This window comes from Ruegeria sp., assembly GCF_040830605.1.
Classification (GTDB): Bacteria; Pseudomonadota; Alphaproteobacteria; order Rhodobacterales; family Rhodobacteraceae; genus Ruegeria.
Genome location: NZ_JBFOMD010000014.1, coordinates 14036 through 39422, shown reverse-complemented (window position 1 = coordinate 39422; position 25387 = coordinate 14036). Strand labels below are relative to the sequence as shown.

The following is a 25387-nucleotide window of genomic DNA, read 5'->3' as shown; positions in this document are numbered from 1 at the left end:
AAAACTCAGATCTCGCGCGACAAGAGCGCGTCTTCGAACGGGTAGCGCGACAGGCAGACCGCGCCGGTATCGGTGATGAGGTATTGGTCTTCGAGCTTGACGCCCTCATGGCCGCCAAGCTTGCCCACGTAGCTTTCGACGCAGATCACCATGCCGGGCTCAAGATGGCCGTCGTAATGGAACTGCTCGTCCGCCGGGTAGTAGATCACCGGGTATTCGTCGGCCATTCCGAGCCCGTGCATCATGCAGGGATAGGTCTGGTCGTTATACCCTTCGGGCTGGCGGTAACGCTGGTCGAACAACTCGCGAAAGCTGATGCCGGGGCGCAGCAGCGCGCCGTTATGCGTCACCTCATTATGGGCGTATTGGTAGAGCCTGCATTGCTCATCCGTGGGCCGCCCCGGCCCGCAGTGGTACGCCCGGCTGATATCGGCGCCATAGCTCCACGGGCCAACCATGCCGCAATCGAACACCACCAGATCGCCCGCCCGGATGGTGCGGCTGGACGCCTCTTGCTGCCACGGATTGGTGCGTTCACCCGAGGCCAGCAGGCGATAGTCGATCCACTCGCCGCCGCCCTCAATATTGGCGGCCCACATATGCGACCACAGTTCCTGCTCGGTGATGCCGTTGACCAGATTATTGCGCATCCGGGTCATGCCGTCTTCGGCCACCGCGATGGTCTGGTTCATACACAGGATTTCTTCGGGGCTCTTGATCTTGCGCGCGTGGGCCAGCGCCTCACCCGCATCGGTTAGTATCAGACTCTGTTTTTCCAGCGCCTGATGCGGCAGAGGAGCGGTGCGTTCCACCCCGATCCGGGTTTCGCCGCCGCAGTGTTCATCCACCAGCGCCTTCATCTGTTGCGCCCATGTGGTGCACCAGTCCTGATGGCGATAGCCCGCGAACATGTAGGACAGCGGCAGCAGGTCGTCGCGGATCTCGTCGATGGTCTCAAGCTGCGCGCCGGTTTCCCGGCCCGGTTCACTGTCGAAATAGATCACCGGACCCTCGGCGGGCAGGAAGAGATAGCCCGCATGAATATGCATCTGGAACAGGGTGCAGTTGCGCACGCCGGTGGCGTAGCGGATCGACAGCGGATCGGTCAGGATCACGGCGGCCAGCCCGTGCGCCTTCATCTGCTCGCGCAAGCGGTTCTGGCGATAGCGGCGCATGCGGGGCACGTCGATCATGCCCTCGGTATCCACCAGCTGCGTCGGCGGCGTCATCCACGCCGCCTGTTCCAGCGTCAGCGGCAACGGCTTGGCCGCAAAGCGCTTCGAATAATCGGTGGCATCGTTCACTGATGTACGGGCGTCCATTTGTCCAAAGCCTCTTTGAGTTTCTCTTGCTCGCCCGGCAGCATTCCCACGGTATGCGCCGCATCCGGGAACGCCCCCGACTGCACATCCGTGCGAAAACCGGTCAGCGCCTTCTCACGCTCCGCCCCCATCGCCTTGCGCAGCGACAGCAGATCGCCCCACGCCTTGGCATGGCGCGGCGGGTTTTCCACGTCGCCACAGATGTCCTCCATAAAGGAAAAGATGATGTCGCCGCCCGACCCGGCGCCGATGGAATGGGTCAAAAGCGAGGTCTTGTGGTTGATCGCCTCCAACGCCTCGACCGCGACACATTCCACCTCAACCGCCGCCGCACCCGCATCCTCGTACCGGCGCATCCAGTCCAGAAGCTGCATCGCTTCATCCGCGGTCTTGCCATAGGTCTTCAATCCCCCGGTCAGGGTCGATTTGCGCGGCACCAGACCCACGTGCCCCTGCACCGCCAGCCCTTCATTGGCGATCAGCTCGACAATGCCCATGCCGCGCGGGGTAAAGATTGCGTCCGCCCCTTTTTCGGCGGCCTTCAGCGCCGCCGTCAGGCAGTCCTGCGGCGCGTAGTACTGGCACATGGTCTGGCTGGAAGTGATAAACGTATGCGGTGCGCCACGCCGCACTGCGTCATAGTCCAGATCCGAAATGGTGATCATGTCGATCCCTATCTCTTCGCAGGCGCGCGCCTCTTCCTCGGTGATGGCCGAGACCTGGGTCATCTTCCGCCCCGCCGCCTTGTTCGCCCGCAGGCAGGCAACGGTCAGATTGCGGCGGGCCGGTCGGCCGCCGTATGTGTAGATATTCTTCATCTGGCGGTCCCTATTGGGCGTAGTTTGAGCCTTCGGCGTCGAGGATGGCCTTGATCTCACGCAGGTGCGCCTCGGCCTGACCGGGATAGTCGTCCAGCTCTTGCGCAGTCTTCTCGGCGATCTCGTGGCTCAGCACCCGCAGCTTCTGCCCGGTTTGCAACGCGCGGATATAGGTTTCGGCGGCGCGTTCGAAATAATAGAGCCTGTTAAAGGCATCGGCCGGGTCGCTGCCGATCACCAGCACGCCATGGTTGCCCATGATCATTACTTTCTTCTTCGGGTCGGTCAGCATCGAGGCGCAGCGTTCGCCCTCGCTCTCAAAGGCCAGCCCGCCGAATTCCTCGTCGATGACGTAGCGGTTGTAGAAGGTCGCAGTGTTCTGGTCGATCGGTGGCAGGTTGCTGTCGGCGAGCGAGGCCAGAACCGTGGCGTGGATCGAATGCACATGCATCACGCAACGCGCCTGCGGGCACAGCCGGTGGATCGAGCCATGCAGCCCCCAGGCCGTCGGGTCCGGCGCGCCGGGCTGGTCCATCACGTTCGGGTCATTGGCATCCAGCAGCAGCAGGTCCGAGGCGCGGATGCGTTCGAAATGCACCTGATTGGGGTTCATCAGGAACCGGGTGCCATCCTCGTTCACCGCCAGGCTAAAGTGGTTCGCCACCCCTTCATGCATGTTCAGCCGCACCGTCCAGCGAAACGCGGCGGCCATGTCTACACGTTCGGACCAGTGGTCCATGTTGGGCCGTAGATTGGTGACGGTCATGGCTGATTCTCCGTGGTGCCGGGGCCGTTTCCCCGGGTATCTAAAAACCTGCATCCCGCGCCCGAATTTGACCAACGAAAAATTCGCAGCTATCCCATTAGTTCAACTTATGCCAAGGTTATGCACATGCAGAACCCACTCCCCCCGCTGGGCTGGCTGCGCACCTTCGAGGCCGCCGCCCGCCACTTGTCCTTTACCGGCGCCGCGCGCGATCTGAACATGACGCAAAGCGCGGTCAGCCAGCAGATCAAATCGCTGGAGGGGTATCTGGGCCAGCCGCTGTTTCACCGCCGCCCCCGCGCGCTGGAGCTGACCGAGGCGGGCATCACCTATCTGCCCGTGGTGCGCGAAGCGTTCCGCACCCTGGTGCGCGGCACCCGGGCGGTAACCGGGGATCAGCAGAACACGGTGCAGGTGCAGTCCAACATCACATTTGCAGTGAACTGGCTGGGCCCCCGCCTGCCGGCCTTTCGCGCGCTGCATCCCGAGGTGCAGTTGAATATCTTCACCGAGCTTTGGGAGCCCCGCGAGATGGCCGAGGGCGCGGCAGTCGAGATTCGCTATTCCTTGCGCCCCGCCGACACCGTGCGGACCGAGCTTTTGCGGACCGACCACTATTATCCGGTCTGCGCCCCCGATTTTGCGGTGACGCTGGACGATCTGCACATGCAGCCGCTCTATGACTGTTCCAACCTGCTGTCGAACTGGGCCAGTTGGGCCGAGGATCAGGGCCTGCCCTGGTCCAACCCACCGATTACCTACGCGACCACCTATATGGTCAGCCTGTCGGTGGCGATGGCGGGGGGCGGGCTGTGCCTGGCCCATGACACCATCGCGCGCGGCCTGATCGCCGAAGGTCGTCTGATCGCCCCGTTCGAACACCGCGTGCCGATGCCCGAGGCCTATTACCTGCTGCTTTCCCCGCAGGCCAAAGAGACCCCCGGCGCGGTGGCGTTCGCCAACTGGATACGGGCGGAGATTGCGGCAGAAGCTACGGATTAGAGGCTAATTAAGAACTCACAGCCCACAGAGGGCCGCGCCCTCCCTCGGGTTGGCGCTCGCTCGGCTTGCGGTCAACGGTTTATCTCACAAGCCCGAACGTCGGCTGAGCGGTACATGACATCGCCAATGCGCCCTCCCATGGAGGAGGGAGAGCGCGGCCCGGAGGCACTACGTGCCTTGATTCCGGGCCTGACAAAACGATCCGGCGTTACTCCACCCTGTACTTAGGGCGGCTCGGCACCCACGCATATCCGTTTTCACACAGGATATAGGCCTCACGCAGCCCGTGTGGCTTGTCGGCGGCAGCCTGCAAAACCATCGCACCGGCCTCCTCTGCCCGCGCGGCGGCGGCATCCGGATCGGTGTCATACAGCCGGATTTCCACCCCCGCCCCGCGCGGCGGGTTTTCCGGCAGCAAACCCAGCAACGGATTGGAATGATAGGTGCCGTCGCTATGCAGCTGAAACACCTGATCCCCATAGGTGACAATGGCGAAATCCGCCGTCACCTGATGGCTCTCCATCTCAAAAACAGTCTCTAAAAAGGCGCATTCCGTCTTCACATCCCGCACCAGCAGGTTCAACCCGATCCCGCGCAGGGACCGGCCGAACCCGTCCGCATCTATCGTCTCATAATCCATGCGCCCACCCTGACCCGGGCACGCAGGGTCACGCAAGCCCCTACGGCCAAGCAGATTTCGTGACGGTTTCACGATACCGCCCCGGCGGGGGTTGCACCTGCCGCAGCATTCGGGAAAGTTGAGCCATGGAACACGCACCCTTCCCCAGTTGGCCCGATGTCGCCCCCCGTCTGATCGCCGTTGCCGCCGGCCGCGCGCCCGCAGACATGGTGATCCGCGACGGCATCTGGATCAACGTCCACAGCCGTGAGGCGCTGCCCGGTCACTCCATCGCCATCGCCGCAGGCCGCATCGCCTTTGTCGGCCCCGATGCCTCGCATTGCACCGGGCCGGATACGCAGATCATCGAGGCGAATGGCCACTACATGATCCCCGGCCTGTGCGATGCGCATATGCACATCGAATCCGGCATGCTGACCCCCGCCGAATTCGCCCGCGCCGTCATCCCGCATGGCACCACCTCGATGTTCACCGACCCGCATGAGATCGCCAATGTGCTCGGGCTGAACGGCGTGCGGATGATGCATGACGAGGCACTGATGCAGCCGGTGAATATCTTCACCCAAATGCCCTCCTGCGCGCCCTCGGCGCCGGGGCTTGAGACCACCGGGTACGAGATCACGGCCGAAGATGTGGCCGAGGCGATGACCTGGCCCGGCATCATCGGGCTGGGCGAGATGATGAACTTCCCGGGCGTGTCCAATGCCGACCCCAAGATGCTGGCCGAGATCGCCGCCACTCAGCGGGCAGGCAAGACGGTCGGTGGGCACTATGCCTCGCCCGATCTGGGGCCAAACTTCGCAGCCTATGTCGCCGGTGGTCCGGCGGACGATCACGAGGGCACCTGCGAGGCCGACGCCATTGCGCGTGTGCGGCAGGGGATGCGGTCGATGATGCGGCTGGGCTCGGCCTGGTATGACGTGGAAAGCCAGATCACGGCGGTGACCGAAAAGGGCCTCGACCCGCGCAGTTTCATCCTGTGCACCGATGACTGCCACTCGGGCACACTGGTCAATGACGGCCACATGAACCGTGTCGTGCGTCACGCCATCACCTGTGGCTGCGATCCGCTGGTGGCGCTACAGATGGCCACGATCAACACCGCCACCCATTTCGGGCTGGAGCGCGAGATCGGCTCGATCACCCCCGGGCGCCGGGCGGATGTGATCCTCAGTTCCGACCTGACCGAACTGCCCATCGAACTGGTGATCGCTCGGGGGCAGATCGTGGCCGAAAACGGCTCTATTACGGTGGATTGTCCACATTACGACTGGCCGGATACCGCCCGCAACACGGTGCATCTGGGGCACGCGCTGACGGAAGAGGACTTCGAGATCAAGGCCCCCGAGGGCGCCAACCGGGTGCGTGCAAACGTCATCGGCGTGGTGGAAAACCAGGCCCCGACCAAGGCCCTCAAGGCCGAGTTGCCGGTGGCAAACGGTCTGGTCGAAGGCGAAGGGGACACCTGCCAGATCGCACTGGTCGAACGGCACCGCGCCACCGGCGGCGTCACCAACGCCTTTGTCTCTGGCTTTGGCTATAAGGGCCGGATGGCCATGGCCTCGACCGTCGCCCATGACAGCCATCACATGATCGTGGTGGGCACCGACCGCGCGCAGATGGCGCTGGCCGCCAACCGGCTGGCCGAGGTTGGCGGCGGCATCACCATCTTCCGCGACGGCGAAGAACTGGCGCTGGTGGAACTGCCCATCGCCGGGCTGATGTCCGACAGCCCGGCCACCGAGGTCGCCGCCAATGCGCAGGCCATGGTCGAGGCGATGCAGGCCTGCGGCTGCCAACTGAACAACGCCTACATGCAGCACTCGCTGCTGGCGCTGGTGGTGATTCCCGAGCTGCGGATCTCAGACCTGGGCCTTGTGGACGTCCGCACTTTTGAAAAGATCGACCTTCTGGAACCGCTTGCATGACAACGATAAAAACACCGAACGCACCCGAACCGGAACGATTCACCGACGCTGACGCCGCCGTCGCGCGGCTGGAGGAGCTGTACGAACAGGCCACCGATTTCCTGTGCCAGAAGTTCTCGGAAACCATGGCAAACGGGGCGCCCAAAGGCCGGTACCGCGCCTTCTACCCTGAAATTCGCATCGCAACGTCATCCTATGCGCAGGTCGACAGCCGACTGAGCTATGGGCACGTGTCGAACCCCGGCTCTCACGCCACCACCGTGACCCGGCCCGACCTGTTCCGCGCCTACCTGACCCAGCAGATCGCCCTGCTGATCCGCAACCATGGCCAACCGGTCACGATCGGCCCTTCGACAACGCCGATCCCGGTGCATTTCGCCGTGGCCAACAACCCGGATCTGGTGGTGCCGCAGGAAGGCGCCGCCGGTTTCACCCTGCGCGACGCGTTCGATGTGCCTGACCTTTCAACCACCAACGACGACATCGTCAACGGCACCAACAGCGAAGAGGACGACACCGGCCCGCTGTCGCTGTTCACCGCCCAGCGCGTCGATTACTCGCTCGCCCGGCTGGCGCATTATACCGCGACGGCGGCCGAGCATTTCCAGAACCACGTGCTGTTCACCAACTACCAGTTCTACGTGTCCGAGTTCGAGGCTTATGCCCGCGCCCAACTGGCCGATCCGGACAGCGGCTACACCAGCTTCGTTTCCACCGGAAATGTCGAGATTACCGATGCCGAGACCGAGATCGAGGCTCCGCTAAAGCTGCCGCAAATGCCCACCTATCACCTGAAACGCGAGGATGGTTCGGGCATCACGCTGGTCAATATCGGCGTCGGTCCGTCGAATGCAAAAACCGCCACCGATCACATTGCGGTGCTGCGCCCCCACGCCTGGCTGATGGTTGGCCACTGCGCCGGGCTGCGCAACACGCAGGCGCTGGGGGATTTCGTGCTCGCCCACGCCTATCTCCGCGAGGATCACGTTCTCGATGACGACCTGCCGGTCTGGGTGCCGATCCCGGCGCTGGCCGAGATCCAGATTGCGCTGGAACAGGCGGTGGCCGAGATCACCGAGCTCAGCGGCTATGACCTCAAGCGCATCATGCGCACCGGCACCGTCGCCACCATCGACAACCGCAACTGGGAACTGCGCGACCAGTCCGGTCCGGTGCAGCGCCTCAGCCAGTCCCGCGCCATCGCGCTGGACATGGAAAGCGCCACCATCGCCGCCAACGGCTATCGGTTCCGGGTTCCCTACGGCACGCTCCTCTGCGTCTCGGACAAGCCGCTGCATGGCGAATTGAAGCTTCCCGGCATGGCCTCGGCGTTCTATACAACCCAGGTCAGCCGCCACCTGAGGATCGGAATCCGTGCCATGGAGGCGCTGCGCGGAATGCCACTGGAGCGGCTCCACAGCCGGAAATTGCGCTCATTTGACGAGACGGCCTTCCTCTGAGCGCAAAAAATCCTCGATTTCCCCCTATTTTTGGGCTTTTCATCGCTACTATTCGTTGTGTTACTACACAATATACCGTTAGAGTTACGCGGTGAGGCCCTATGGATCGGGCACAGTAAGGAGACCAAGAAATGGCAAAGCCTATGACCAAAACTCAGCTCGTCGCAGCACTGGCCGAGGAAATGGGAACCGACAAGAAATCCGCCAACGCCGCGCTTGAAGCGATCACCGGCCTGATCACCCGTGAAGTTTCCGCGGGCGGCGCCGTGACCCTGCCGGGTGTTGGCAAGATCTACTGCCGCGAGCGCCCCGAGCGCATGGTGCGCAACCCCGCCACCGGCGAGCAGTTCAAGAAAGAGGCCGACAAGGTGGTCAAGATGACCATCGCCAAGGCGCTGAAGGACAGCGTGAACGGCTGATCGGATCATATAGATCGAACACCAAGGGGTCGCCATGGGGCGGCCCTTTTTCCTTTTGGTCACTGCGATGTCGAGACCACGCCAGAGAACAATCCTGGCATCCAATAGGCTTAAAGCATAAAATTCTCAGCCTGGTGCATCCGGTTCGTACCCAACAGGCATCAATCCGAGACCAAATCGTAGTGCTTTATTGTTCTCGACTCGACCAGTTCCGCTTCGGCCGGGTCGATGTGTGGGCTTTGGTAGTCTTCACCGACGAAAGCCTTTAAAGACTGCAAGTCCTTCCACACCATTACAAAGCTGAATTCCCTGGGGCTGTCCACTCTGGGTGCGCCAGGCAATACAGACACGATGCCGTCAGTGCCTTTCATCAACGGGATTGCGGTATTGTGAAAGAAGTCACTGAATTCGCTTTCTTTCCCGGGCCGAACCACAACTTGAAAAATTCGCATAATCACTGGGGTTTCCTCCCTGTGCTGAATTCGTTGGTCTGAGATTTTTTCAGCAAAACCGAAATCGCATACGCGGATTATAGCACAGGTGCCGTTGGGTAGGTTCGAAACGCAGCCAAATCGACGCGTGTATAAAAAGGATCGCCCCTTGCACAGCCTACCGAAATCCGAAACTGTCGCGCCGACCTGAGACGAGAGGAACATCATGGACATCCGTGCCATTGCCATGGGGCTGGCCTTTGCCTTCATGTGGTCCTCGGCCTTCACCTCGGCCCGCATCATCGTGGCCGACGCCTCGCCACTCTTCTCCCTCGCCCTGCGCTTTCTCATCTCTGGCCTTCTGGGCGTGGCCATCGCCCGCGCCATGGGCCAAGGCTGGCACCTGACCCGCCCGCAATGGTACGCCACCATCCTGTTCGGCATCTGCCAGAACGCGCTCTATCTGGGCCTCAACTTCTACGCCATGCAAACGGTCGAGGCCTCCGTCGCCGCCATCATCGCCTCAACCATGCCGCTGCTCGTCGCATTGGCGGGCTGGGCCCTGTTCGGCGAACGCCTCCGCCCGCTCGGCATCGTCGGCCTGCTCGCAGGCTTTGCCGGGGTCGCCCTGATCATGAGCGCCCGCATCAGCGCCGGGATCGACATGTTCGGCGTGCTTCTGTGCTGCATCGGCGCGCTGGCGCTGGCCACGGCAACGCTGGCCCTGCGCGGTGCAACCTCGGGCGGGAATTTCATGATGGTGGTTGGGCTGCAGATGCTGGTGGGCTCGGGCGTCCTCTTCCTCGCCGCACCAATCTTCGAAACCATCCGGATCAACCCGACGCTGCCGCTGGCGCTGGCCTTTGCTTACACCACCCTCATCCCCGGCCTGACCGCCACCTTCGTCTGGTTCCTGCTGCTGAACCGCATCGGCGCGATCCGCGCAGCCACCTTCCACTTCCTCAACCCGGTCTTCGGCGTCGCCATCGCCGCCCTACTGCTGGGCGAGGCTCTCGGCCCCCTCGACGCAATCGGCGTCGCGATCACCACCTTGGGCATCCTCGCCGTTCAGCTCTCGCGCCAGCCGGTGCCGAAACCCGCCTGACCGCTTCTTCTTGCCCCAAATACGCAGGTCCCGCCGCCACAACCGCGCGAGGCGGTTGAAACAATCCTTTGCATCGGCCACAGGAATCCCATCTACTGCCTCAGCCGAAAAGTCAGGAGGAGCCATGACCCGCTATTTCAAAGACCCCGAGGCCATCGCCGCCCTCTCCCCCGAAGAGTTCCGCGTCACCCAACGCGACGGCACCGAGCGCCCCGGCACCGGCAAGCTGCTGAACAACAAGGAACCGGGCATCTATGTCGACATCGTCTCGGGCGAGCCGCTCTTTGCCTCGTCCGACAAATACGAATCCGGCTGCGGCTGGCCCAGCTTTACCAAACCCATCGAACCCGCCCATGTGACTGAGCTTGAAGACCGCTCGCTGGGCATGATCCGCACCGAGGTCCGCTCGGCCCATGGCGACAGCCACCTGGGCCACGTCTTTCCCGACGGCCCGCGCGACCGCGGCGGGCTGCGCTACTGCATCAACTCCGCCTCGCTCCGCTTCGTCCACCGCGACGACATGGAGGCCGAAGGCTACGCAGACTACCTGAACCAAGTGGAGGATATCGCATGACCGAACATCGCGCCGTACTGGCCGGAGGCTGCTTCTGGGGCATGCAAGACCTGATCCGCAAACTGCCCGGCATCAGCCGCACCCGCGTCGGATATACCGGCGGTGACGTGCCCAACGCCACCTACCGCAACCACGGCACCCACGCTGAAGGGATCGAGATCTCGTTCGATCCCGCGCAGATCTCCTATCGCGAGTTGCTGGAGTTCTTCTTTCAGATCCACGACCCGACCACCGTCAACCGTCAGGGTAATGACGTCGGCATGAGCTACCGCTCGGCCATCTACTACTTAGATGAGGATCAGAAGGCGACCGCGCTCGACACCATCGCCGATGTGGACGCCTTGGGCATCTGGCCCGGCAAGGTGGTGACCGAAGTGGAACCGGTGGGCGACTTCTGGGAGGCCGAGCCAGAACATCAGGACTATCTGCTCCGCCACCCCAACGGCTACACCTGCCACTTCCCGCGCCCCGGCTGGGTCCTGCCCAGACGCACCGACGCCGCGGAATAAGCCCCAACCCCACCCACACGCAAAATCCCCTCTCCCCTCGGGGGAGAGGGCTAGGGTGAGGGGGATATCCGCCTTACCCCGCCGCCACCCGGGGCCGCCCACTCGCCTCAACGGTCAGCATCCCCTCGACAAACACATCGCGCCCCTCAACGCGCACGGTACGGATATCCCGCTCGACCAAAACCCGGATATCCTCGGCCCCGGCCTCCTTTGCCGCCCCCTCGGCCTCGCCCCGCAACACGCTTTCCAGCAAGGCCAGTGCCTCATCCGACCCGCCAAAATCCTGCGGCCCATCCTCAAGATGCACCCGATACCGCCCTTCCGACGGCGACGTCACCGTTCCGGCCCGGCGGAAAGTGACCCGGCCCACCACCGCGCCAATGGCATTGGCCACACCCGCGTGTTCGGGCAGGATCATCCCGCAATGCAGCCGCTCCCCAACCGCCGGATAATAGCTCGGCGCCGAAGCACCAAGCCCCACCACATCCACGTTCAGCGCCGCATCCAACGCCAGCAGCCCCCTGTGCCGCACCAACCCGCGCTGGGTCAGCACATGCCGTGCGAGCTGATCTGAAGGCAGGCCAAACTCCTCCGCTTCCTCCGCAAAAGCACTCTCTAACAAGGTCAAAGCGGTCTGTTCCGTCAACTGATCGACGATTATCTTCGCCAACGCCTCGGGCCCCGCAGCCAGCCGATCGCCGCTACCGGTCCGCTTGCGGGCGAACAGCTCCAGCCCCTTGCGCGCCGCCTCGGCATCCCATGCATCAAGCCGCCCCAGCACGTGGCTCGCATCCGACGGCGTCACGCCCGAGACCTGCACGATCCCCCGGTCCACCAGCCGCGTCAGCGCCCCATGCTCCATCCGGGTTCGCAACAGCCTGCCAAGTGGCAGCATCTGATCACCCAACCGCTCCAGCAGCGTGGCCTCGCGCGCACCGATCCCATCCACCGGCACCCCGGCAACCGCCCTGGCAAAACGCGCGTCATGCTCGCCCACGGTGGTTGCGCGCAACTGCTCGTCCAGCGCCGCATGCACCACCTCGCCCGCCTCAGCCGCGATCAGCGACACCGGCAACACCCGGCGCGGGCCCAGGAACACGCCTCCGCCCAACCCCTCGGTCACCGCATGAACCTGACTGTCCCCGCCCAGCCCATGGGTGCGCATCGCCACCGCCTCGACCATGGTGCGGAACCCGCCCACGCGCGCGCCCGCCGGGTCAATCGCAGGCTTGCCGCCCCGGATCAGAGCCACATCCGTGGTCGTCCCGCCGATATCCGAGACCAGCGCCTCCTCGACCCCGGTCAGCCAGCGCGCGCCCACAATGGAGGCCGCCGGTCCGCTCAGGATCGTCTCGATGGGCCGTTCCCGCGCCTGTTCGGCGCTCATCAAAGCACCATCGCCGCGCACCACCATCATCGGCGCGGTAATGCCCAGATCGCGCAACGTGTCCTGCGCCCGCCCGATCAGCCGGTCGATCATCCCGATCAGCCGCGCGTTCAGCACTGCGGTCACCGCCCGCTTCGGCCCGTTCAGCTTGGCAGACAACTGGTGCGAGCAGGTCACCGGCGCCCCGGTCCGTTCGGCGATGATCCGTGCGGCCTCGACCTCATGCGCCGGGTTGCGGGTGGCGAACTGCGCCGCCACGGCAAACCCGGAAACGCCGGGATTCGTGTACAAAAACGCCTCCAGCGCCGCCAAATCCAGTGGCGCCACCTCGCCCCCCGCATAGCTGTGCCCGCCCGCCAGAACCAGCGCCGGATCACCCTTGAGCGCATCCTTCAGCTCGTGCTTTTCCAGATCACTCTCGCGAAAGCCGATATAGATCAGCGCCACCCGGCCGCCCTGCCCCTCGACCAGCGCATTGGTGGCAAGCGTTGTCGACAGCGAGGCCAGCGACACCTCCTCTGCGGCCACGCCCGCCTCGTCCAGCACGGCACGGATCGCCTTGCCGACCCCAATCGCCAGATCGGCGCGGGTGGTCAGGGACTTGGCCGAGGCGATCACCTCTTTCTCATCCCGGATCAGCACCGCATCGGTGTAGGTTCCGCCCGTATCCACTCCCAAAGCCAGCGCCATGGGATTCCTCCTTCTGTTCGCCTGATGCTGAATAACGGCTGCACCCGGCACGTCCAGCCTGTTTGCGTCATTTACGCCAGTCGTTTCACCGCCCAGCGTGCCGCATCGGCCACCGCCGGGTCCGGATCGCCCACCAAAGCCTGCGCCGCCGGCAACAACCCAGGCTCGCCGGAATTGCCAATGGCATAGAGCACGTTACGCACAAAGCGGTCGCGGCCGATCCGCTTGATCGGAGAGCCGGAAAACAGCGCCCGGAACGCCGCATCGTCGAGTGCTACCAGTTCGGCCAGCTTCGGTGCCTTCAACTCCTCACGCGCGGCGTAGCGCATGTCGCTGGCCGCCACGGCGAACTTGTTCCATGGACAGGCGGCCAGACAATCGTCGCAGCCATAGATCCGGTTGCCCAGCTTGCCGCGCAACTCTTCCTCCACCGGACCCTTGTGCTCGATGGTCAGATAAGAAATGCAGCGCCGCGCATCCAGCTGATAGGGCGCCGGAAACGCGTCCGTCGGACAGCAGTCAAGACACGCCCGGCAAGAGCCGCACCGATCTATCTCAGCCGCATCAACTGGTAGCTCCAGAGTGGTAAAAATAGACCCTATAAAGGCCCAATTGCCCCAATCCCGGCTCAGCAGGTTGGTGTGCTTGCCCTGCCAACCCAGCCCCGCCGCCTGACCCAGCGCCTTCTCGGGTACCGGGGCGGTGTCGACAAACACCTTCACCTCACCGCCACCCTCGGCAATCAGCCAGCGCGCCAGCCGTTTCAGCCGCTTCTTGACCAGATCGTGGTAATCCTTGTTCTGCGCATAAACCGAAATCGCGCCCCGATCCCGCTGCTCCAGCACTGCCCTCGGATCATGATCGGGCGTATAGCTCTCGGCCAGCATGATCACCGACCGCGCCTCGGGCCACAGCGCTGCCGGATCGCCCCGCCAATGCATCCGCTCGGCCATCCAGCCCATCTGCCCGTGATACCCGGCCTCGACAAAGGCCGCCAGCCGCTCGGGCACCTGCGGCACATCCCACGGGCGGCAGACACGACAGGACACGAACCCCTCGGACCGGGCCTGTTCCACCAGCTTATCTTTCAGCGAAGACCCCATTCTTCTTCTGTTTCCAAATATCCTCGGGGGTGAATTGAGCCAGCGGCCCAAGAGGGGGCAGACAGCCCCCTGTACTCCGTTGATATCAGAAATCCAGATCGGCGTAATGGGCGGGCGGGCGAAACCCGGGGATCTGATCGGCCAGGATCGAGCGGAAGGCCGGGCGCGACTTGATCTTGGCGTACCAGTCCTTGACGGTCTGCGACCGGTTCCAGTCAACGTCCGAGATGTAATCCAGCGTCGACAGATGTGCAGCGGCGGCGAAATCGGCCAGCGTCATCTGATCCCCGGCCAGCCAGCGCCGGTGATCCAGCAGCCAGGCCATGTAATCCAGATGATACTTGATCGCCTTGGCGCCCTCCTTGACGTTCTTGCTGTCGGGATAGCCTTGCCCGGTCACCTTCTTGTTGACCCGCTCATAAAGCAGTTTCGAGGTCACCTCTTGATGGAATTTGTCATCGAACCAGCCGACCAGCCGGCGCACCTCGAACCGCGCCTCGGGCTTGCTTGGCATCAGCGGCGGCTGGGGGCGGGTCTCCTCGATATACTCGCAGATCGCGGCGCTTTCCGCCATCACCTGTCCGTCCAGCCGCAGCACCGGAACCTTTCCGGCCGGGTTGCGGCGCAGGAAATCGGCGTCGCCTTCCCAATATCGCTCTTCGACCAGCTCGACCTCGATCTTCTTCTCGGCCAGAGATAGCCGGACCTTGCGGCAGAACGGAGACAGGGGGACGTGAAACAGGCGCGCCATGGAATTCCAATTGAACCAGTGAATGCCCCACAGCAATAGCCTTGCCGGGTGGGAAAGTTCAATCCTCGAAACAGTCGTCGCGCCCGTCTGCGCGGATGGTGGCCGCCCCGTCCAGGATCGCTGCGGCCCGTCTGCGCGTGCGAACCGAGGGGTCCCTGACCGATCGTTTGCGCGGCGAAGGCAGGATCGCCGCGATCCGGGCCGCCTGCACCGGGCTCAGGTCTGCGGCGGCAACACCGAAGGATTGGCGCGCCGCCGCCTCGACCCCGAACACCCCTTCGCCCGTCTCGGCAACGTTCAGATAGACCTCGATGATCCGGCGTTTGGACCAGACCAGTTCAACCATCGGAGTGATCGTTGTCTCCAAAGCTTTGCGGATCCAACTGCGGCCCTGCCAGAGGAACACGTTCTTGACCACCTGCTGCGATATGGTCGAGGCACCGCGGCCCGAGCCGTCCTCAAGCGCCGCGCGGATCGCGTTGACGTCAAAACCCCAGTGCAGGCAGAAATTGGCATCCTCGGCGGCAACAACCGAGCGGGCCATGATCGGGGCGATCTCTTCAATCGGAACCCATTCCCGCTCCACCTTGCCCAGCCTACGCCACTCCTGCCAGATCGTGTGCGTGACGGGCGGATTAACCACCGAATAGACCAGAATCAGAGCCAGAACCGCCGCGAGGCAGCCAAGGACGACACGCGACACGATCCTACCAATCCGGTGGAAGAATCCGGACTGCCGAGTGGTGCTCTTTTTCGCTTTTTTCCTGCCGCTTGTTCTGCGCGCTGCTTTCTTCGCCATGACCAAGCTATACGAGCCTGATCAGAGTTCGTGAATGCCTAAATTGCCATCAACCGCGCCTCATAGACCCTAAGTATGGGCCGCGCCGAGACATATTCGGTGTTTGTCACCGGCTCCAGTTCCTTGAACAGCGACAGCACTTCGGCTTGGGCCTCACGGTCGGATTGCGTGAGCGCATGCGCCGGATAATAGCTTTCGGTCTTGGCGCCGTTGGCAAAAATCACCTCGTGGCGCGAGAACAGCAGATGGATGTATTCAACCTCACCACCCTCGACCTGGGTGACGCTTGTGCCATTGACCAGGGAATGCGCGGGCACCAGCACTTCGCCAAAGCCGAAGAAGTAATTGGCCCGCCAGTCATCGATCAGCATGCGATGTTGCGGTGAGACGAGTGTCGGCCGCGTCAGGCCAAGCACGCCAGCCTCAAACCGGATCGGCGCCAGCTTTCCCTCGGCCGGAACCTTGGTTTTGCCGATCCAGAGAATTTGCTGACAGCCGTGATCAGCGGTCTCGACCATATCGCCCGGAATCAGAGATTCGATCGGGCGCTCGCCATCCGGGGTAAGGATCATCGTGCCCGGCGTGAAACAGGGCGGGCCCAGATCCGTGGCAGTGTCCAAGGGACCTTGCGAGGTAACAAATGTGGTCGAGACCAGAGTGCCGCTTTGCAGCACCTGACCATCGGTCGGCGTAAACACCCGCGACCCGTCCGCAAGATAGAAGGTCGTGCCGGTGTAAGTGACGTTGCCGACACCGACCACATTGACGGTCACGGTATCCCCGGGCCAGGACCGCGTCACATCCTGGCCGTTGACAGTGTCATTGTTGAACCTGTCGATGTCGCCATCATCGTTCTGGTCGACCAGATCGAGTTTCGAGACGGTCAACAGCGTCCCGACCGGCGGCGGGGCTGCCGGGTCCATCAAAAAGAACTGGTCCGTGAAGGTCGTCGGCATAAACCGTGCCTTTCCCATCTCAAACGGGCTGAATCGTTACAGTCACTGTCTCGGGGCACCCCTGTGCCGGCCCTCTCATCCGACGTTTTCTCAGCCGAAATGGCTGGAAATAAGGCGCCAAAATGACAAAACCCGCGCAGCAACACTGCACGGGTTCCGTCAATTTTCGGTTTATCGGCTTACTCGGCAGGCACTGCCGCTGTTTCCGCCTCCAAACGATGGGGAAGCTTGTCCAGCATCTCTTTCGGGCAAACCTGCAGGAAATTCGCGCCCTCCACATCCCAGTGCTGCAGGATGTCAGCAGCCTTGCGGCTGCCGGTCTCGGCAGCGTGGCGTTCGATCAGGCCCTTCAACTGCGCCACCCAATGGTCGACCGTGACCGGGCAGGTCACCAGCGTTTCCATGTTCATCAGCAGTTGCGCCTTGCCCTCGGGATCATAGAGGTAAGCCATACCCCCGGTCATGCCCGCACCAAAGTTGGCGCCGATCTCGCCCAGGATCACCGCGACCCCGCCGGTCATGTACTCACACCCGTTCGAGCCGCAGCCCTCGACCACCACGGTGGCACCCGAGTTCCGCACGGCAAAGCGCTCGCCCGCGCGGCCCGCGGCAAACAGGTGCCCGTCGGTCGCGCCATAAAGTACGGTGTTGCCGATGATCGTGTTGGCGTCGGCCTGCAGCGGGCTGACCTGCGGCGGGCGCACCACGATGGTGCCGCCCGACAGGCCCTTGCCGACATAGTCATTGGCATCGCCCGACACTTCCAGCTTGAGGCCCGGAGCCGCAAAGGCGCCCAGCGACTGCCCCGCCGAGCCCTGCAGTTTCACGTGCAGGTGGTCGGACTGGAACGTGTTGCGCATCCCGAAATTCTTGACGATATGGCTCGACGTGCGGGTGCCAACCGTCCGGTGCGTGTTCTGGATCGCGTAGGACAGCTGCATCTTTTCGCCATCCTTCAGGAACCGGGCGGCATCGCGCACGATCTCGGCGTCCAGCGTATCCGGCACCGAATTGCGGTCCTTGTCGCGGTTGTAGACGATGTTGGCCGAGCCATCGACGGTGATCAACAGCGGGTTGAGGTCCAGATCGTCCAGATGCGCCGACCCCCGGCTGACCTGCGCCAGCAGATCCGCACGACCGATGATCTCTTCCACCGAGCGAGCGCCAATGGACGCGAGGATTTCCCGCACTTCCTGCGCGTAGAAGGTGATCAGGTTCACCAACTTGTCCGCGTTGCCGGTGAACTTGGCGCGCAGGCTCTCGTCCTGCGTACACACGCCAACCGGGCAGGTGTTCGACTGGCACTGACGCACCATGATGCAGCCCATCGCGATCAGGGCAGCAGTGCCGATACCGTATTCCTCGGCCCCCATCATCGCGGCCATGACGATATCGCGACCGGTGCGCAGGCCACCGTCGGTCCGCAGCGTGACGCGATCCCGCAGGTTGTTCATCGCCAGAACCTGATGTGCCTCGGTCAGGCCCATCTCCCACGGCAGACCAGCATATTTAATCGAGGTCGCGGGCGACGCGCCTGTACCGCCGTTGTGACCCGAAATAAGAATAATATCCGCTTTCGCCTTGGCCACACCTGCTGCAATCGTGCCAACGCCCGAGGATGCTACCAGCTTGACCGTCACCTTGCAGCGCGGGTTGATCTGCTTGAGGTCATAGATCAGCTGCGCCAGATCCTCGATCGAGTAGATGTCGTGGTGCGGAGGCGGCGAGATCAGGGTCACGCCCTTGGTCGAGTGCCGCAGACGTGCAATCAGGTCGGTGACCTTCATGCCCGGCAGCTGACCGCCCTCACCGGGTTTCGCACCCTGAGCCACCTTGATCTCCAGCTCTTCACACTGGTTCAGGTATTCGGCGGTCACACCGAACCGGCCCGAGGCCACCTGCTTGATCTTGGCCGACGGGTTGTCGCCATTGGGCTCCGGCACGAAATGCGCCGGGTCTTCGCCGCCCTCGCCCGAGTCGGACTTGGCACCGATCCGATTCATCGCCACGTTCAGCGTCTTGTGCGCCTCGGGGCTCAGCGCGCCCAAGCTCATGCCTGGCGTCACGAACCGCTTGCGGATCGACGTGATCGATTCCACCTCTTCCAGCGGGATCGGTTTGGCCAGCGGTTTGAAGTCCATCAGGTCGCGCAGATGGATCGGCGGGTTCGACTGCATCTTGGCCGAATACTGCTTCCACAACTCGTATGAGGCTCTGTTACAGGCCATTTGCATCATGTGCATCGAGGTGGCTTCCCACGCGTGGGTCTCACCCGACTTGCGCGCCTTGTAGAAACCGCCGATGGGCAGCACGTCCAGACCGCTTTCCCAGCCCTTGGCATGGATCGCCTCGGCCTTAACGCGGATACCATGCACACCGATACCCGAGATGCGGCTGGTCATACCGGGGAAGTACTCTGCCACCATGGCGCGGCTCAGGCCAACAGCCTCAAAATTCAGGCCGCCGCGATAGGATGAAACAACCGAGATGCCCATCTTGGCCATGATCTTGAGCAGACCCTGATCAATGGCCTCGCGATACCGCGCCACATTTTCGGTCAGCGTGCCGTCCAGCAGGCCGCGCTCAATCCGGTCGGCCAGCGAATCCTCAGCCAGATAGGCGTTCACAACGGTCGCACCGCAGCCGATCAGCACCGCGAAGTAATGCGGGTCGATACATTCCGCGGACCGCACGTTGAGCGAGCAGAAGGTGCGCAGCCCCTTGCGGGTCAGATGGCTGTGCACGGCACTGGTGGCCAGGATCATCGGTATCGCGACCTTGCCCGGCCCCGAATACTGATCGGTCAGCACCAGATGCCCGGCGCCCGAGCGCACGGCCTCTTCGGCTTCGGCGCGGATCCGGGTCAGGGCTTCGACCAGCGCGCCCTCGCCGGGCTCAAACGTACAGTCGATCTCGGCCAGCGGCGCGTTGAAATTCTCGACCAGCAATTCCCACTGCGTGTTGCCGACAAAGGGGCTCTCCAGCACGATGATCTCGGTCTGGCTGCTGTCCTCGTCCAGCACGTTCTTGAGGTTGCCGAACCGCGTTTTCAGCGACATCACACGGTATTCGCGAAGCGAGTCGATCGGCGGGTTGGTCACCTGGCTGAAATTCTGGCGGAAGAAGTGGCTGAGCGGGCGGTATTGCTTGGACAGCACCGCCGACGGCGTGTCGTCACCCATCGAGGCCAGCGCCTCCTTCCCGTCCTCGGCCATCGGGGCCAGAATCTGCTCCAGCTCCTCGACCGAGTATCCGGCGGCAATCTGGCGCTTGCGCAGCTCTTCGCCCGTGAACAGCGGCTGTTCGGTCACACCGGCCAGCGTGGCGTCAAGGTCATTGATCTTGCCCACCCACTCGCCAAACGGCAGCGCGGCGGCCAGTTTGTTCTTAATCTGGGTATCGCGGAACAGCTTGCCCTTTTTCATGTCCACGGCCAGCATCTGGCCCGGACCCAGCGCGCCCTTTTCAACTACGGTTGCCTCGTCAATCGGCACCATGCCCGCCTCGGACCCCGCAATCACCAGCCCGTCGCCGGTCACCACGTAACGCATCGGGCGCAACCCGTTCCGGTCCAAACCCGCGCAGACCCAGCGGCCATCGGTCATGGCAAGCGCCGCCGGCCCGTCCCAAGGCTCCATCACCGAGTTGCAATAGGAATACATGTCGCGCCACGCCTGCGGCAGTTCCACCGCCTGCTTGGACCAGCTTTCCGGCACCAGCATGGTCTTGGCCATCGGCGCCGACCGGCCCGCACGCACCAGAACCTCGAAAACCGAGTCTAATGCGGCCGAATCCGACGAGCCCCCGGCGATGATCGGCTTGATATCCTCGGCATAATCGCCAAAGCTTGCCGACGCCATACGGATCTCATGGCTTTTCATCCAGTTCAGGTTGCCGCGTAGCGTGTTGATCTCGCCGTTATGGGCCAGCATCCGGAACGGCTGCGCCAGCCACCATTGCGGGAACGTGTTGGTGGAATAACGCTGGTGATAAAGGGCAAAGGCGCTCTCGAACCGGTCATCCATCAGGTCGGGGTAGAACACCGCCACCTGCTCGGCCAGCATCATGCCCTTGTAGATGATCGAGCGGCAGCTGAGTGACGCGATATAGAGCCCTGTGACACCGGCAGCCAGGGCGGCCTTTTCAATCCGGCGGCGGATCACATACAGCTCACGCTCAAAGGTATCTTCGTCAACGCCCTTTGAGTTCGAAATCAGGATCTGCTCGATCTCAGGCCGGGTCGCGTTGGCCTTTTCGCCCAGACAGGTGACATCCACCGGCACATGGCGCCAACCATAGATGTAATACCCCATCCGCAGAACCTCGGTCTCGACGATGGTCCGGCAGGTTTCCTGCGAGCCGAAATCGGTACGCGGCAGGAACACCTGGCCAACCGCGATCAGCTCATTCATACGCGGCTCGTGACCGGTACGGCGGATCTGGTCATAGAAGAAGGGCGCCGGGATCTGCACATGGATACCCGCACCGTCACCGGTCTTGCCATCGGCATCCACCGCACCGCGATGCCAGATCGCCTTGAGCGCGTCGATTCCGGCCTCGACCACCTTGCGGCTTTTCTTGCCGTCGATCGAAACGACAAGGCCAACACCGCAGGACGAGTGCTCTTCTTCCTCGGAATAGAGACCGTTTTCGGCCATCCACTGACGCTTGGCTTCTTCGGCCCGGACCCAATCGGCATCATATTTGGTCATTGAGTGTCTCCTTCTTCCGACGGGGCGTACATGGCCATGACCTCGGCTTCGGTCATCTGGCGGCGTTCACCTTCGAACGCGTAACCATCGGGCTTCTTGTCGATGAAAAGTTCCAGTTTCAGGTCGTTGCCACCTGCGTTTTCGAACAGGCCGGCCGCCATCTGTGTCTGCCCATGCATCTCACCCGGCAGGGTGATCCGGTACCACAGCGCCGAGCCGCACTCGCCGCAGAAGGCACGCTCGGCCCAGTCGGACGAGGTGTAGGTCTTGACCGGCCCCAGCGCCGCATAGCCGGGCTCGGACGGAAAGCTGACCAGCATCGAGCTGGTCCAGCGGCGGCACATGTCGCAATGGCAGGCCCCCAGCGTCGGTTTGGCCGGGGTCGCGGTGACCGTCACCGCGCCGCACATGCACTGGCCTTTCAGTTCGCTCATCGCTTCCATCCTCTGGCTTGGGTCATCCGGTGACCTGTTGGCGTCAGGCCCGGCCTTGCAACAGGCCGGGAGATTGGGCGGGATCGTTCCGGGTTATTCCGCGGCGACAGCAGCCCTGCTGTTGAACCGTTCGATGATGGCCTCGGCACAGTCGCGCCCATCGCGGATGGCCCAGACCACCAGCGAGGCACCGCGCACGATGTCACCGATGGCATAGACGCCCTCCATCTCGGTCGCGCCGGTCTGGAACGCGGCCTTGACCGTGCCCCAGCGAGTGACCGGCAGGTCGGGCTGACCAAAGAGGGTCGGCAGATCCTCGGGCTCGAACCCCAGCGCCTTGATCACCAGATCGGCCTCCTCGACGTAATCCGCGCCTTCGATCACTTCGGGCGCCTGGCGGCCCGAGGCATCCGGCTGGCCCAGACGCATCTTCTGCACCATCACGCCCGCGACAGTGTCATCGCCGGTAAAGCCCTTGGGCGCGCTCAGCCATTCAAAGATCACGCCCTCTTCCTCGGCATTCTTCACCTCGCGCTGCGAGCCCGGCATGTTGGCGCGGTCGCGGCGGTAGAGGCATTTGACCGAGGTCGCGCCCTGACGGACCGAGGTCCGCACGCAGTCCATCGCGGTGTCGCCGCCGCCGATCACCACCACTCGCTTGCCCTCGGCATTCAGACGACCCGAGTCGAATTCCTCGACATCGTCGCCAAAGCTCTTGCGGTTCGAGACGGTCAGAAAATCGATGGCCTTTTCGATCCCGGCCAGCCCGCTGCCCGGCATGGCCAGATCGCGGGATTTGTAGACGCCGGTTGCGATGATCACCGCGTCATGCTCGGCATGGATGGTGGCAAAGATATTCTCGTCCACATCGCAGTTCAGCACGAACTCGACCCCGCTATCCGCCAACAGCTGGTTGCGGCGCATGACCACGTCCTTTTCCAGCTTGAAACCGGGGATACCGTAGGTCAGCAGCCCGCCCGCGCGGTCATAGCGGTCATAGATGGTGACCTGAATGCCCGCCCGGCGCAGCATGTCCGCCGCCGCCAGCCCGCCAGGGCCGGCACCGATGATGCCCACGCTTTCCGGGCGCTCCGACGCCGGAATAGCCGGCTTGACCCAGCCTTTCTCCCACGCGGTGTCGGTGATGTACTTCTCGACCGAACCGATGGTGACCGTGCCGTGCCCCGACTGCTCGATCACGCAGTTGCCTTCGCACAGGCGGTCCTGCGGGCAGATACGGCCGCAAATCTCGGGGAAGGTATTGGTCGCCTGGCTGGTCTGGTAAGCCTCTTCCAGCCGTCCGGTCGCGGTCAGGTGCAGCCAGTCGGGGATGTTGTTGTGCAGCGGGCAGTGGCTCTGGCAATAGGGCACGCCACACTGGCTGCAACGGCTGGCCTGTTCGGCGGCCTTCTCGGCGGCATATTCCGCATAGATCTCATGAAAGTCCTCTCTGCGCATCTCGGCTGCACGCTTTTTAGGCATGTCGCGTTCGATCTGCACGAATTTCAGCATCGGTTGCTTGGCCACGGGTCGGACTCCATGAATTGGCTGTGTTGCGCTTTCGTAGTCGAGAGCGGAGCAAATTAAAAGTCAATCTTGCTGACCTTTTTGATTCACTCAATCGCAGCGATACACGGGTAAGCGCAAATTGGCAACAATTTTAGGTACCGAACCGGACCTAAAACGAAGCTTTCCTTTCGGGACAAGACACTTATACCCAAAACACCACACAAAAGCATGACATAAGGCCCGCCGCACATGCCCCTGTTTCAGCTCATTCTGGTGGCGCTCATACAGGGCATCACCGAGTTTCTACCGGTGTCATCCTCGGGCCACCTGATTCTGCTGCCCAGCCTGACCGGTATGGAGGATCAGGGTCAGGTGATCGACGTGGCGGTGCATGTGGGCACCTTGGGCGCGGTGGTGCTGTATTTCTGGCCCGACGTGAAAGAGGGGCTGGCGGGTCTGCCGCGTGCGCTGACCGGGCGGATGGACACCCCGGGCGCAAGGCTGGCGATGGGGCTGATCGTGGCCACGATTCCCATCGTCATCACCGGCGCCGCGCTGCATTTCACCGGGCTGAGCGACGCACTGCGCTCGATCGCGGTGATCGGCTGGACCATGCTGGTGTTCGGCATCGTGCTTTATTGGGCCGATCAGACAGGCCCCGAGGTCAAGGAGGCCGCCGACTGGGGCCTACGCGACGCGCTGATCATGGGGCTGTGGCAGGCAATCTCCCTGATCCCCGGCACGTCCCGCTCGGGCATCACCATTACGGGGGCACGGCAGCTGGGCTATACCCGCGAGGATGGCGCACGTATCGCCATGCTGATGTCGATCCCGACCATCATCGCCTCGGGCGTGCTGCTCGGGGCCGAGGTTGCGGTCACCGCCAACGCCCAGGCCGCCCGCGACGGCGCCATCGCCGCCTGTTTCGCATTTGTCTCAGCGCTTCTCGCTCTGACCCTGATGATGCGCCTGCTGCGCAGCGTCAGCTTTACCCCATACGTGATCTACCGGGTGATCCTCGGCATCATCCTGCTGGCGATTGCCTATAGCTGATCACATGTTGAGGTTCTTGGCCGAGCTCTGCATCTCGTTGTATTGGCCCGCCGGGCGGAACTTCCACAGATAATCCGGCAGAATCGATTCCAGCGTGGCAGGCTCGATTCCCAGATCCGCAAACCCCTTGGCGCCCTCACCGACCACATTGTCCTTGCGCAGGTTCTTGAGCTGATCGCGGGTCAGAATGTTGTTCGGGAAAAGCTGCAGGCTGAGGTATTTTGCAAGGTCCAGAACACTGGCCATGATCCGCGCGGCCCAGAAGGGCAGGCCGATGATGATCCGGTTGCGGTGAATCACCTCAAGCATCTGTTCCATCAACGCGCGGAAGCTTTTGACCTCGGGTCCGCCCAACTCATAGACGCCGCTCTCGGCCTCGCCCAGCACGCCCTTGACCGCAGCCTTGGCCACATCATCGACATAGACCGGCTGAAACCGGGTCGCGGACCCCACCACCGGCAGGAACGGGCCCATCCGGGTCATACCTGCGAACCGGTTAAAAAACTGATCCTCGGTTCCGAAGATCACCGACGGACGCAGGATCACCGCATCGGGCATATGCCGAAGCACCCCGGCCTCGCCCTCGGCCTTGGTCCGGGAATATGCGCTGCCAGCCCCGGCATCGGCGCCAATGGCCGATATATGAACCATCCGGCCAATTCCCTGTTCGGCGGCGAGACGGGCGATCCGTCCAGCGCCTTCGGCCTGCACAGACTCAAAGTCGTTCCTGCCCAGCTCATTCAGGACACCCACGCAGTTCACCACCGCGTCCGCGCCCTGCATGGCCAGCGCCACCGAGGCATCGTCGCGAATGTTGCACAGAACCGGCTCAACCTGACCGACCGCACCATAGGGTTTGACGAACATCGCCTCGTTCGGACGCCGCACCGCCACCCGGACACGCCAGCCCTCGCCCGCCATGCGCCGCGCGATATAGCGGCCAACAAACCCTGATCCGCCGTAAATCGTGACCAGTTTCGACATCTGAGTGGCTCCTGCTGGTAAGGTCTTGATCCGAT

The 25387-nt window shown here is 63.0% G+C and carries 22 protein-coding genes; 8 read left to right on the top strand and 14 right to left on the bottom strand.

Translation table 11 applies throughout. From position 1 onward, the window contains the following. Positions 1–5: 5 nt before the first annotated feature. The 3 genes from AB3N21_RS19015 to AB3N21_RS19005 are packed head-to-tail and all read right to left on the bottom strand — an operon-like array spanning position 6 to position 2906. Positions 6–1322 carry a M24 family metallopeptidase gene (locus AB3N21_RS19015; RefSeq protein ID WP_367936692.1) on the bottom strand — a complete coding sequence of 439 codons (1317 nt, stop codon included), beginning with the start codon at positions 1320–1322 and terminating at the stop codon, positions 6–8. After that, positions 1301–2140, bottom strand: a complete 840-nt coding sequence (locus tag AB3N21_RS19010) for a 3-methyl-2-oxobutanoate hydroxymethyltransferase (protein WP_367936691.1) — start codon at positions 2138–2140, stop codon at positions 1301–1303. Before AB3N21_RS19010 ends, AB3N21_RS19015 begins: the two co-directional genes overlap by 22 nt. A gap of 10 nt (positions 2141–2150) precedes the next feature. Further along, positions 2151–2906: a class II aldolase and adducin N-terminal domain-containing protein gene (locus tag AB3N21_RS19005; RefSeq protein ID WP_367936690.1), complete on the bottom strand. Its 756-nt coding sequence runs from the start codon at positions 2904–2906 to the stop codon at positions 2151–2153. A 126-nt stretch (positions 2907–3032) separates the two neighbouring features. Here AB3N21_RS19005 and AB3N21_RS19000 point away from each other — a divergent pair, with 126 nt between their 5' ends. After that, complete coding sequence (locus AB3N21_RS19000; protein WP_367936689.1) at positions 3033–3908, top strand: LysR family transcriptional regulator; 876 nt, start codon at positions 3033–3035, stop codon at positions 3906–3908. Between the two features lie 208 nt (positions 3909–4116). Here AB3N21_RS19000 and AB3N21_RS18995 read toward each other — a convergent pair whose 3' ends face one another. Continuing rightward, positions 4117–4548, bottom strand: coding sequence for a glyoxalase (locus AB3N21_RS18995; protein WP_367936688.1), 432 nt, complete (start codon positions 4546–4548; stop codon positions 4117–4119). A gap of 125 nt (positions 4549–4673) precedes the next feature. On the opposite strand from AB3N21_RS18995, the gene ade reads away from it, so the two are divergent. The 3 genes from ade to AB3N21_RS18980 all read left to right on the top strand — a co-directional run bounded on the left by ade (position 4674) and on the right by AB3N21_RS18980 (position 8355). After that, positions 4674–6476: an adenine deaminase gene (ade, locus tag AB3N21_RS18990; protein WP_367936687.1), complete on the top strand. Its 1803-nt coding sequence runs from the start codon at positions 4674–4676 to the stop codon at positions 6474–6476. Then, positions 6473–7936, top strand: coding sequence for an AMP nucleosidase (locus AB3N21_RS18985; RefSeq protein WP_367936686.1), 1464 nt, complete (start codon positions 6473–6475; stop codon positions 7934–7936). Before ade ends, AB3N21_RS18985 begins: the two co-directional genes overlap by 4 nt. A 131-nt stretch (positions 7937–8067) precedes the next feature. Then, the gene (locus tag AB3N21_RS18980; protein ID WP_171177802.1) at positions 8068–8355 is read left to right on the top strand and encodes an HU family DNA-binding protein; all 288 of its coding nucleotides are present in this window, start codon (positions 8068–8070) and stop codon (positions 8353–8355) included. A gap of 161 nt (positions 8356–8516) precedes the next feature. On the opposite strand, the gene AB3N21_RS18975 is transcribed toward AB3N21_RS18980, so the two are convergent. After that, entirely contained in the window at positions 8517–8813 is a 297-nt protein-coding gene (locus AB3N21_RS18975; RefSeq protein WP_367936707.1) for an antibiotic biosynthesis monooxygenase, read from the bottom strand. Between the two features lie 199 nt (positions 8814–9012). Here AB3N21_RS18975 and AB3N21_RS18970 point away from each other — a divergent pair, with 199 nt between their 5' ends. From AB3N21_RS18970 to msrA, 3 genes are all read left to right on the top strand, one after another. Continuing rightward, positions 9013–9891 carry a DMT family transporter gene (locus tag AB3N21_RS18970; RefSeq protein WP_367936685.1) on the top strand — a complete coding sequence of 293 codons (879 nt, stop codon included), beginning with the start codon at positions 9013–9015 and terminating at the stop codon, positions 9889–9891. A gap of 124 nt (positions 9892–10015) precedes the next feature. Further along, on the top strand, positions 10016–10465 hold the full coding sequence (gene msrB / locus AB3N21_RS18965; RefSeq protein ID WP_367936684.1) for a peptide-methionine (R)-S-oxide reductase MsrB: 450 nt from the start codon (positions 10016–10018) through the stop codon (positions 10463–10465). Then, positions 10462–10974 (top strand): peptide-methionine (S)-S-oxide reductase MsrA, encoded by a 513-nt coding sequence (msrA, locus tag AB3N21_RS18960; protein ID WP_367936683.1) that lies wholly within the window; start codon positions 10462–10464, stop codon positions 10972–10974. The genes msrB and msrA overlap by 4 nt, the downstream gene beginning before the upstream one ends. Positions 10975–11047: 73 nt before the next feature. On the opposite strand, the gene AB3N21_RS18955 is transcribed toward msrA, so the two are convergent. From AB3N21_RS18955 to AB3N21_RS18920, 8 genes are all read right to left on the bottom strand, one after another. Further along, positions 11048–13051, bottom strand: a complete 2004-nt coding sequence (locus tag AB3N21_RS18955) for a hydantoinase/oxoprolinase N-terminal domain-containing protein (protein WP_367936682.1) — start codon at positions 13049–13051, stop codon at positions 11048–11050. A 71-nt stretch (positions 13052–13122) separates the two neighbouring features. Beyond that, entirely contained in the window at positions 13123–14154 is a 1032-nt protein-coding gene (gene queG / locus AB3N21_RS18950; protein WP_367936681.1) for a tRNA epoxyqueuosine(34) reductase QueG, read from the bottom strand. A gap of 85 nt (positions 14155–14239) precedes the next feature. Further along, entirely contained in the window at positions 14240–14905 is a 666-nt protein-coding gene (locus tag AB3N21_RS18945; protein WP_367936680.1) for a glutathione S-transferase family protein, read from the bottom strand. A gap of 58 nt (positions 14906–14963) precedes the next feature. Then, entirely contained in the window at positions 14964–15704 is a 741-nt protein-coding gene (mtgA, locus tag AB3N21_RS18940) for a monofunctional biosynthetic peptidoglycan transglycosylase (protein WP_367936679.1), read from the bottom strand. A 38-nt stretch (positions 15705–15742) separates the two neighbouring features. After that, entirely contained in the window at positions 15743–16660 is a 918-nt protein-coding gene (locus AB3N21_RS18935) for a Hint domain-containing protein (protein WP_367936678.1), read from the bottom strand. A 179-nt stretch (positions 16661–16839) separates the two neighbouring features. Further along, entirely contained in the window at positions 16840–21372 is a 4533-nt protein-coding gene (gene gltB, locus AB3N21_RS18930; RefSeq protein ID WP_367936677.1) for a glutamate synthase large subunit, read from the bottom strand. Next, on the bottom strand, positions 21369–21806 hold the full coding sequence (locus AB3N21_RS18925) for a GFA family protein (RefSeq protein ID WP_367936676.1): 438 nt from the start codon (positions 21804–21806) through the stop codon (positions 21369–21371). Before AB3N21_RS18925 ends, gltB begins: the two co-directional genes overlap by 4 nt. A 93-nt stretch (positions 21807–21899) precedes the next feature. Further along, on the bottom strand, positions 21900–23333 hold the full coding sequence (locus AB3N21_RS18920) for an NAD(P)-dependent oxidoreductase (RefSeq protein WP_367936675.1): 1434 nt from the start codon (positions 23331–23333) through the stop codon (positions 21900–21902). A 231-nt stretch (positions 23334–23564) separates the two neighbouring features. Between AB3N21_RS18920 and AB3N21_RS18915 the strand changes: the two genes are divergently transcribed. Next, a complete protein-coding gene (locus tag AB3N21_RS18915) occupies positions 23565–24368 on the top strand; it encodes an undecaprenyl-diphosphate phosphatase (RefSeq protein ID WP_367936674.1) in 804 nt (267 codons plus the stop codon). Here AB3N21_RS18915 and AB3N21_RS18910 read toward each other — a convergent pair whose 3' ends face one another. Then, the gene (locus AB3N21_RS18910; RefSeq protein WP_367936673.1) at positions 24369–25352 is read right to left on the bottom strand and encodes a complex I NDUFA9 subunit family protein; all 984 of its coding nucleotides are present in this window, start codon (positions 25350–25352) and stop codon (positions 24369–24371) included. Positions 25353–25387: the final 35 nt, after the last annotated feature.

Excerpts from the sequence above, each read along its gene's own strand:
- AB3N21_RS19015 (WP_367936692.1), bottom strand. The coding sequence starts at position 1,322 with ATGGACGCCCGTACATCAGTGAACGATGCCACCGATTATTCGAAGCGC.
- AB3N21_RS19010 (WP_367936691.1), bottom strand. The coding sequence starts at position 2,140 with ATGAAGAATATCTACACATACGGCGGCCGACCGGCCCGCCGCAATCTG.
- AB3N21_RS19005 (WP_367936690.1), bottom strand. The coding sequence starts at position 2,906 with ATGACCGTCACCAATCTACGGCCCAACATGGACCACTGGTCCGAACGT.
- AB3N21_RS19000 (WP_367936689.1), top strand. The coding sequence starts at position 3,033 with ATGCAGAACCCACTCCCCCCGCTGGGCTGGCTGCGCACCTTCGAGGCC.
- AB3N21_RS18995 (WP_367936688.1), bottom strand. The coding sequence starts at position 4,548 with ATGGATTATGAGACGATAGATGCGGACGGGTTCGGCCGGTCCCTGCGC.
- ade (WP_367936687.1), top strand. The coding sequence starts at position 4,674 with ATGGAACACGCACCCTTCCCCAGTTGGCCCGATGTCGCCCCCCGTCTG.
- AB3N21_RS18985 (WP_367936686.1), top strand. The coding sequence starts at position 6,473 with ATGACAACGATAAAAACACCGAACGCACCCGAACCGGAACGATTCACC.
- AB3N21_RS18980 (WP_171177802.1), top strand. The coding sequence starts at position 8,068 with ATGGCAAAGCCTATGACCAAAACTCAGCTCGTCGCAGCACTGGCCGAG.
- AB3N21_RS18970 (WP_367936685.1), top strand. The coding sequence starts at position 9,013 with ATGGACATCCGTGCCATTGCCATGGGGCTGGCCTTTGCCTTCATGTGG.
- msrB (WP_367936684.1), top strand. The coding sequence starts at position 10,016 with ATGACCCGCTATTTCAAAGACCCCGAGGCCATCGCCGCCCTCTCCCCC.
- msrA (WP_367936683.1), top strand. The coding sequence starts at position 10,462 with ATGACCGAACATCGCGCCGTACTGGCCGGAGGCTGCTTCTGGGGCATG.
- AB3N21_RS18955 (WP_367936682.1), bottom strand. The coding sequence starts at position 13,051 with ATGGCGCTGGCTTTGGGAGTGGATACGGGCGGAACCTACACCGATGCG.
- queG (WP_367936681.1), bottom strand. The coding sequence starts at position 14,154 with ATGGGGTCTTCGCTGAAAGATAAGCTGGTGGAACAGGCCCGGTCCGAG.
- AB3N21_RS18945 (WP_367936680.1), bottom strand. The coding sequence starts at position 14,905 with ATGGCGCGCCTGTTTCACGTCCCCCTGTCTCCGTTCTGCCGCAAGGTC.
- mtgA (WP_367936679.1), bottom strand. The coding sequence starts at position 15,704 with ATGGCGAAGAAAGCAGCGCGCAGAACAAGCGGCAGGAAAAAAGCGAAA.
- AB3N21_RS18935 (WP_367936678.1), bottom strand. The coding sequence starts at position 16,660 with ATGCCGACGACCTTCACGGACCAGTTCTTTTTGATGGACCCGGCAGCC.
- gltB (WP_367936677.1), bottom strand. The coding sequence starts at position 21,372 with ATGACCAAATATGATGCCGATTGGGTCCGGGCCGAAGAAGCCAAGCGT.
- AB3N21_RS18925 (WP_367936676.1), bottom strand. The coding sequence starts at position 21,806 with ATGAGCGAACTGAAAGGCCAGTGCATGTGCGGCGCGGTGACGGTCACC.
- AB3N21_RS18915 (WP_367936674.1), top strand. The coding sequence starts at position 23,565 with ATGCCCCTGTTTCAGCTCATTCTGGTGGCGCTCATACAGGGCATCACC.
- AB3N21_RS18910 (WP_367936673.1), bottom strand. The coding sequence starts at position 25,352 with ATGTCGAAACTGGTCACGATTTACGGCGGATCAGGGTTTGTTGGCCGC.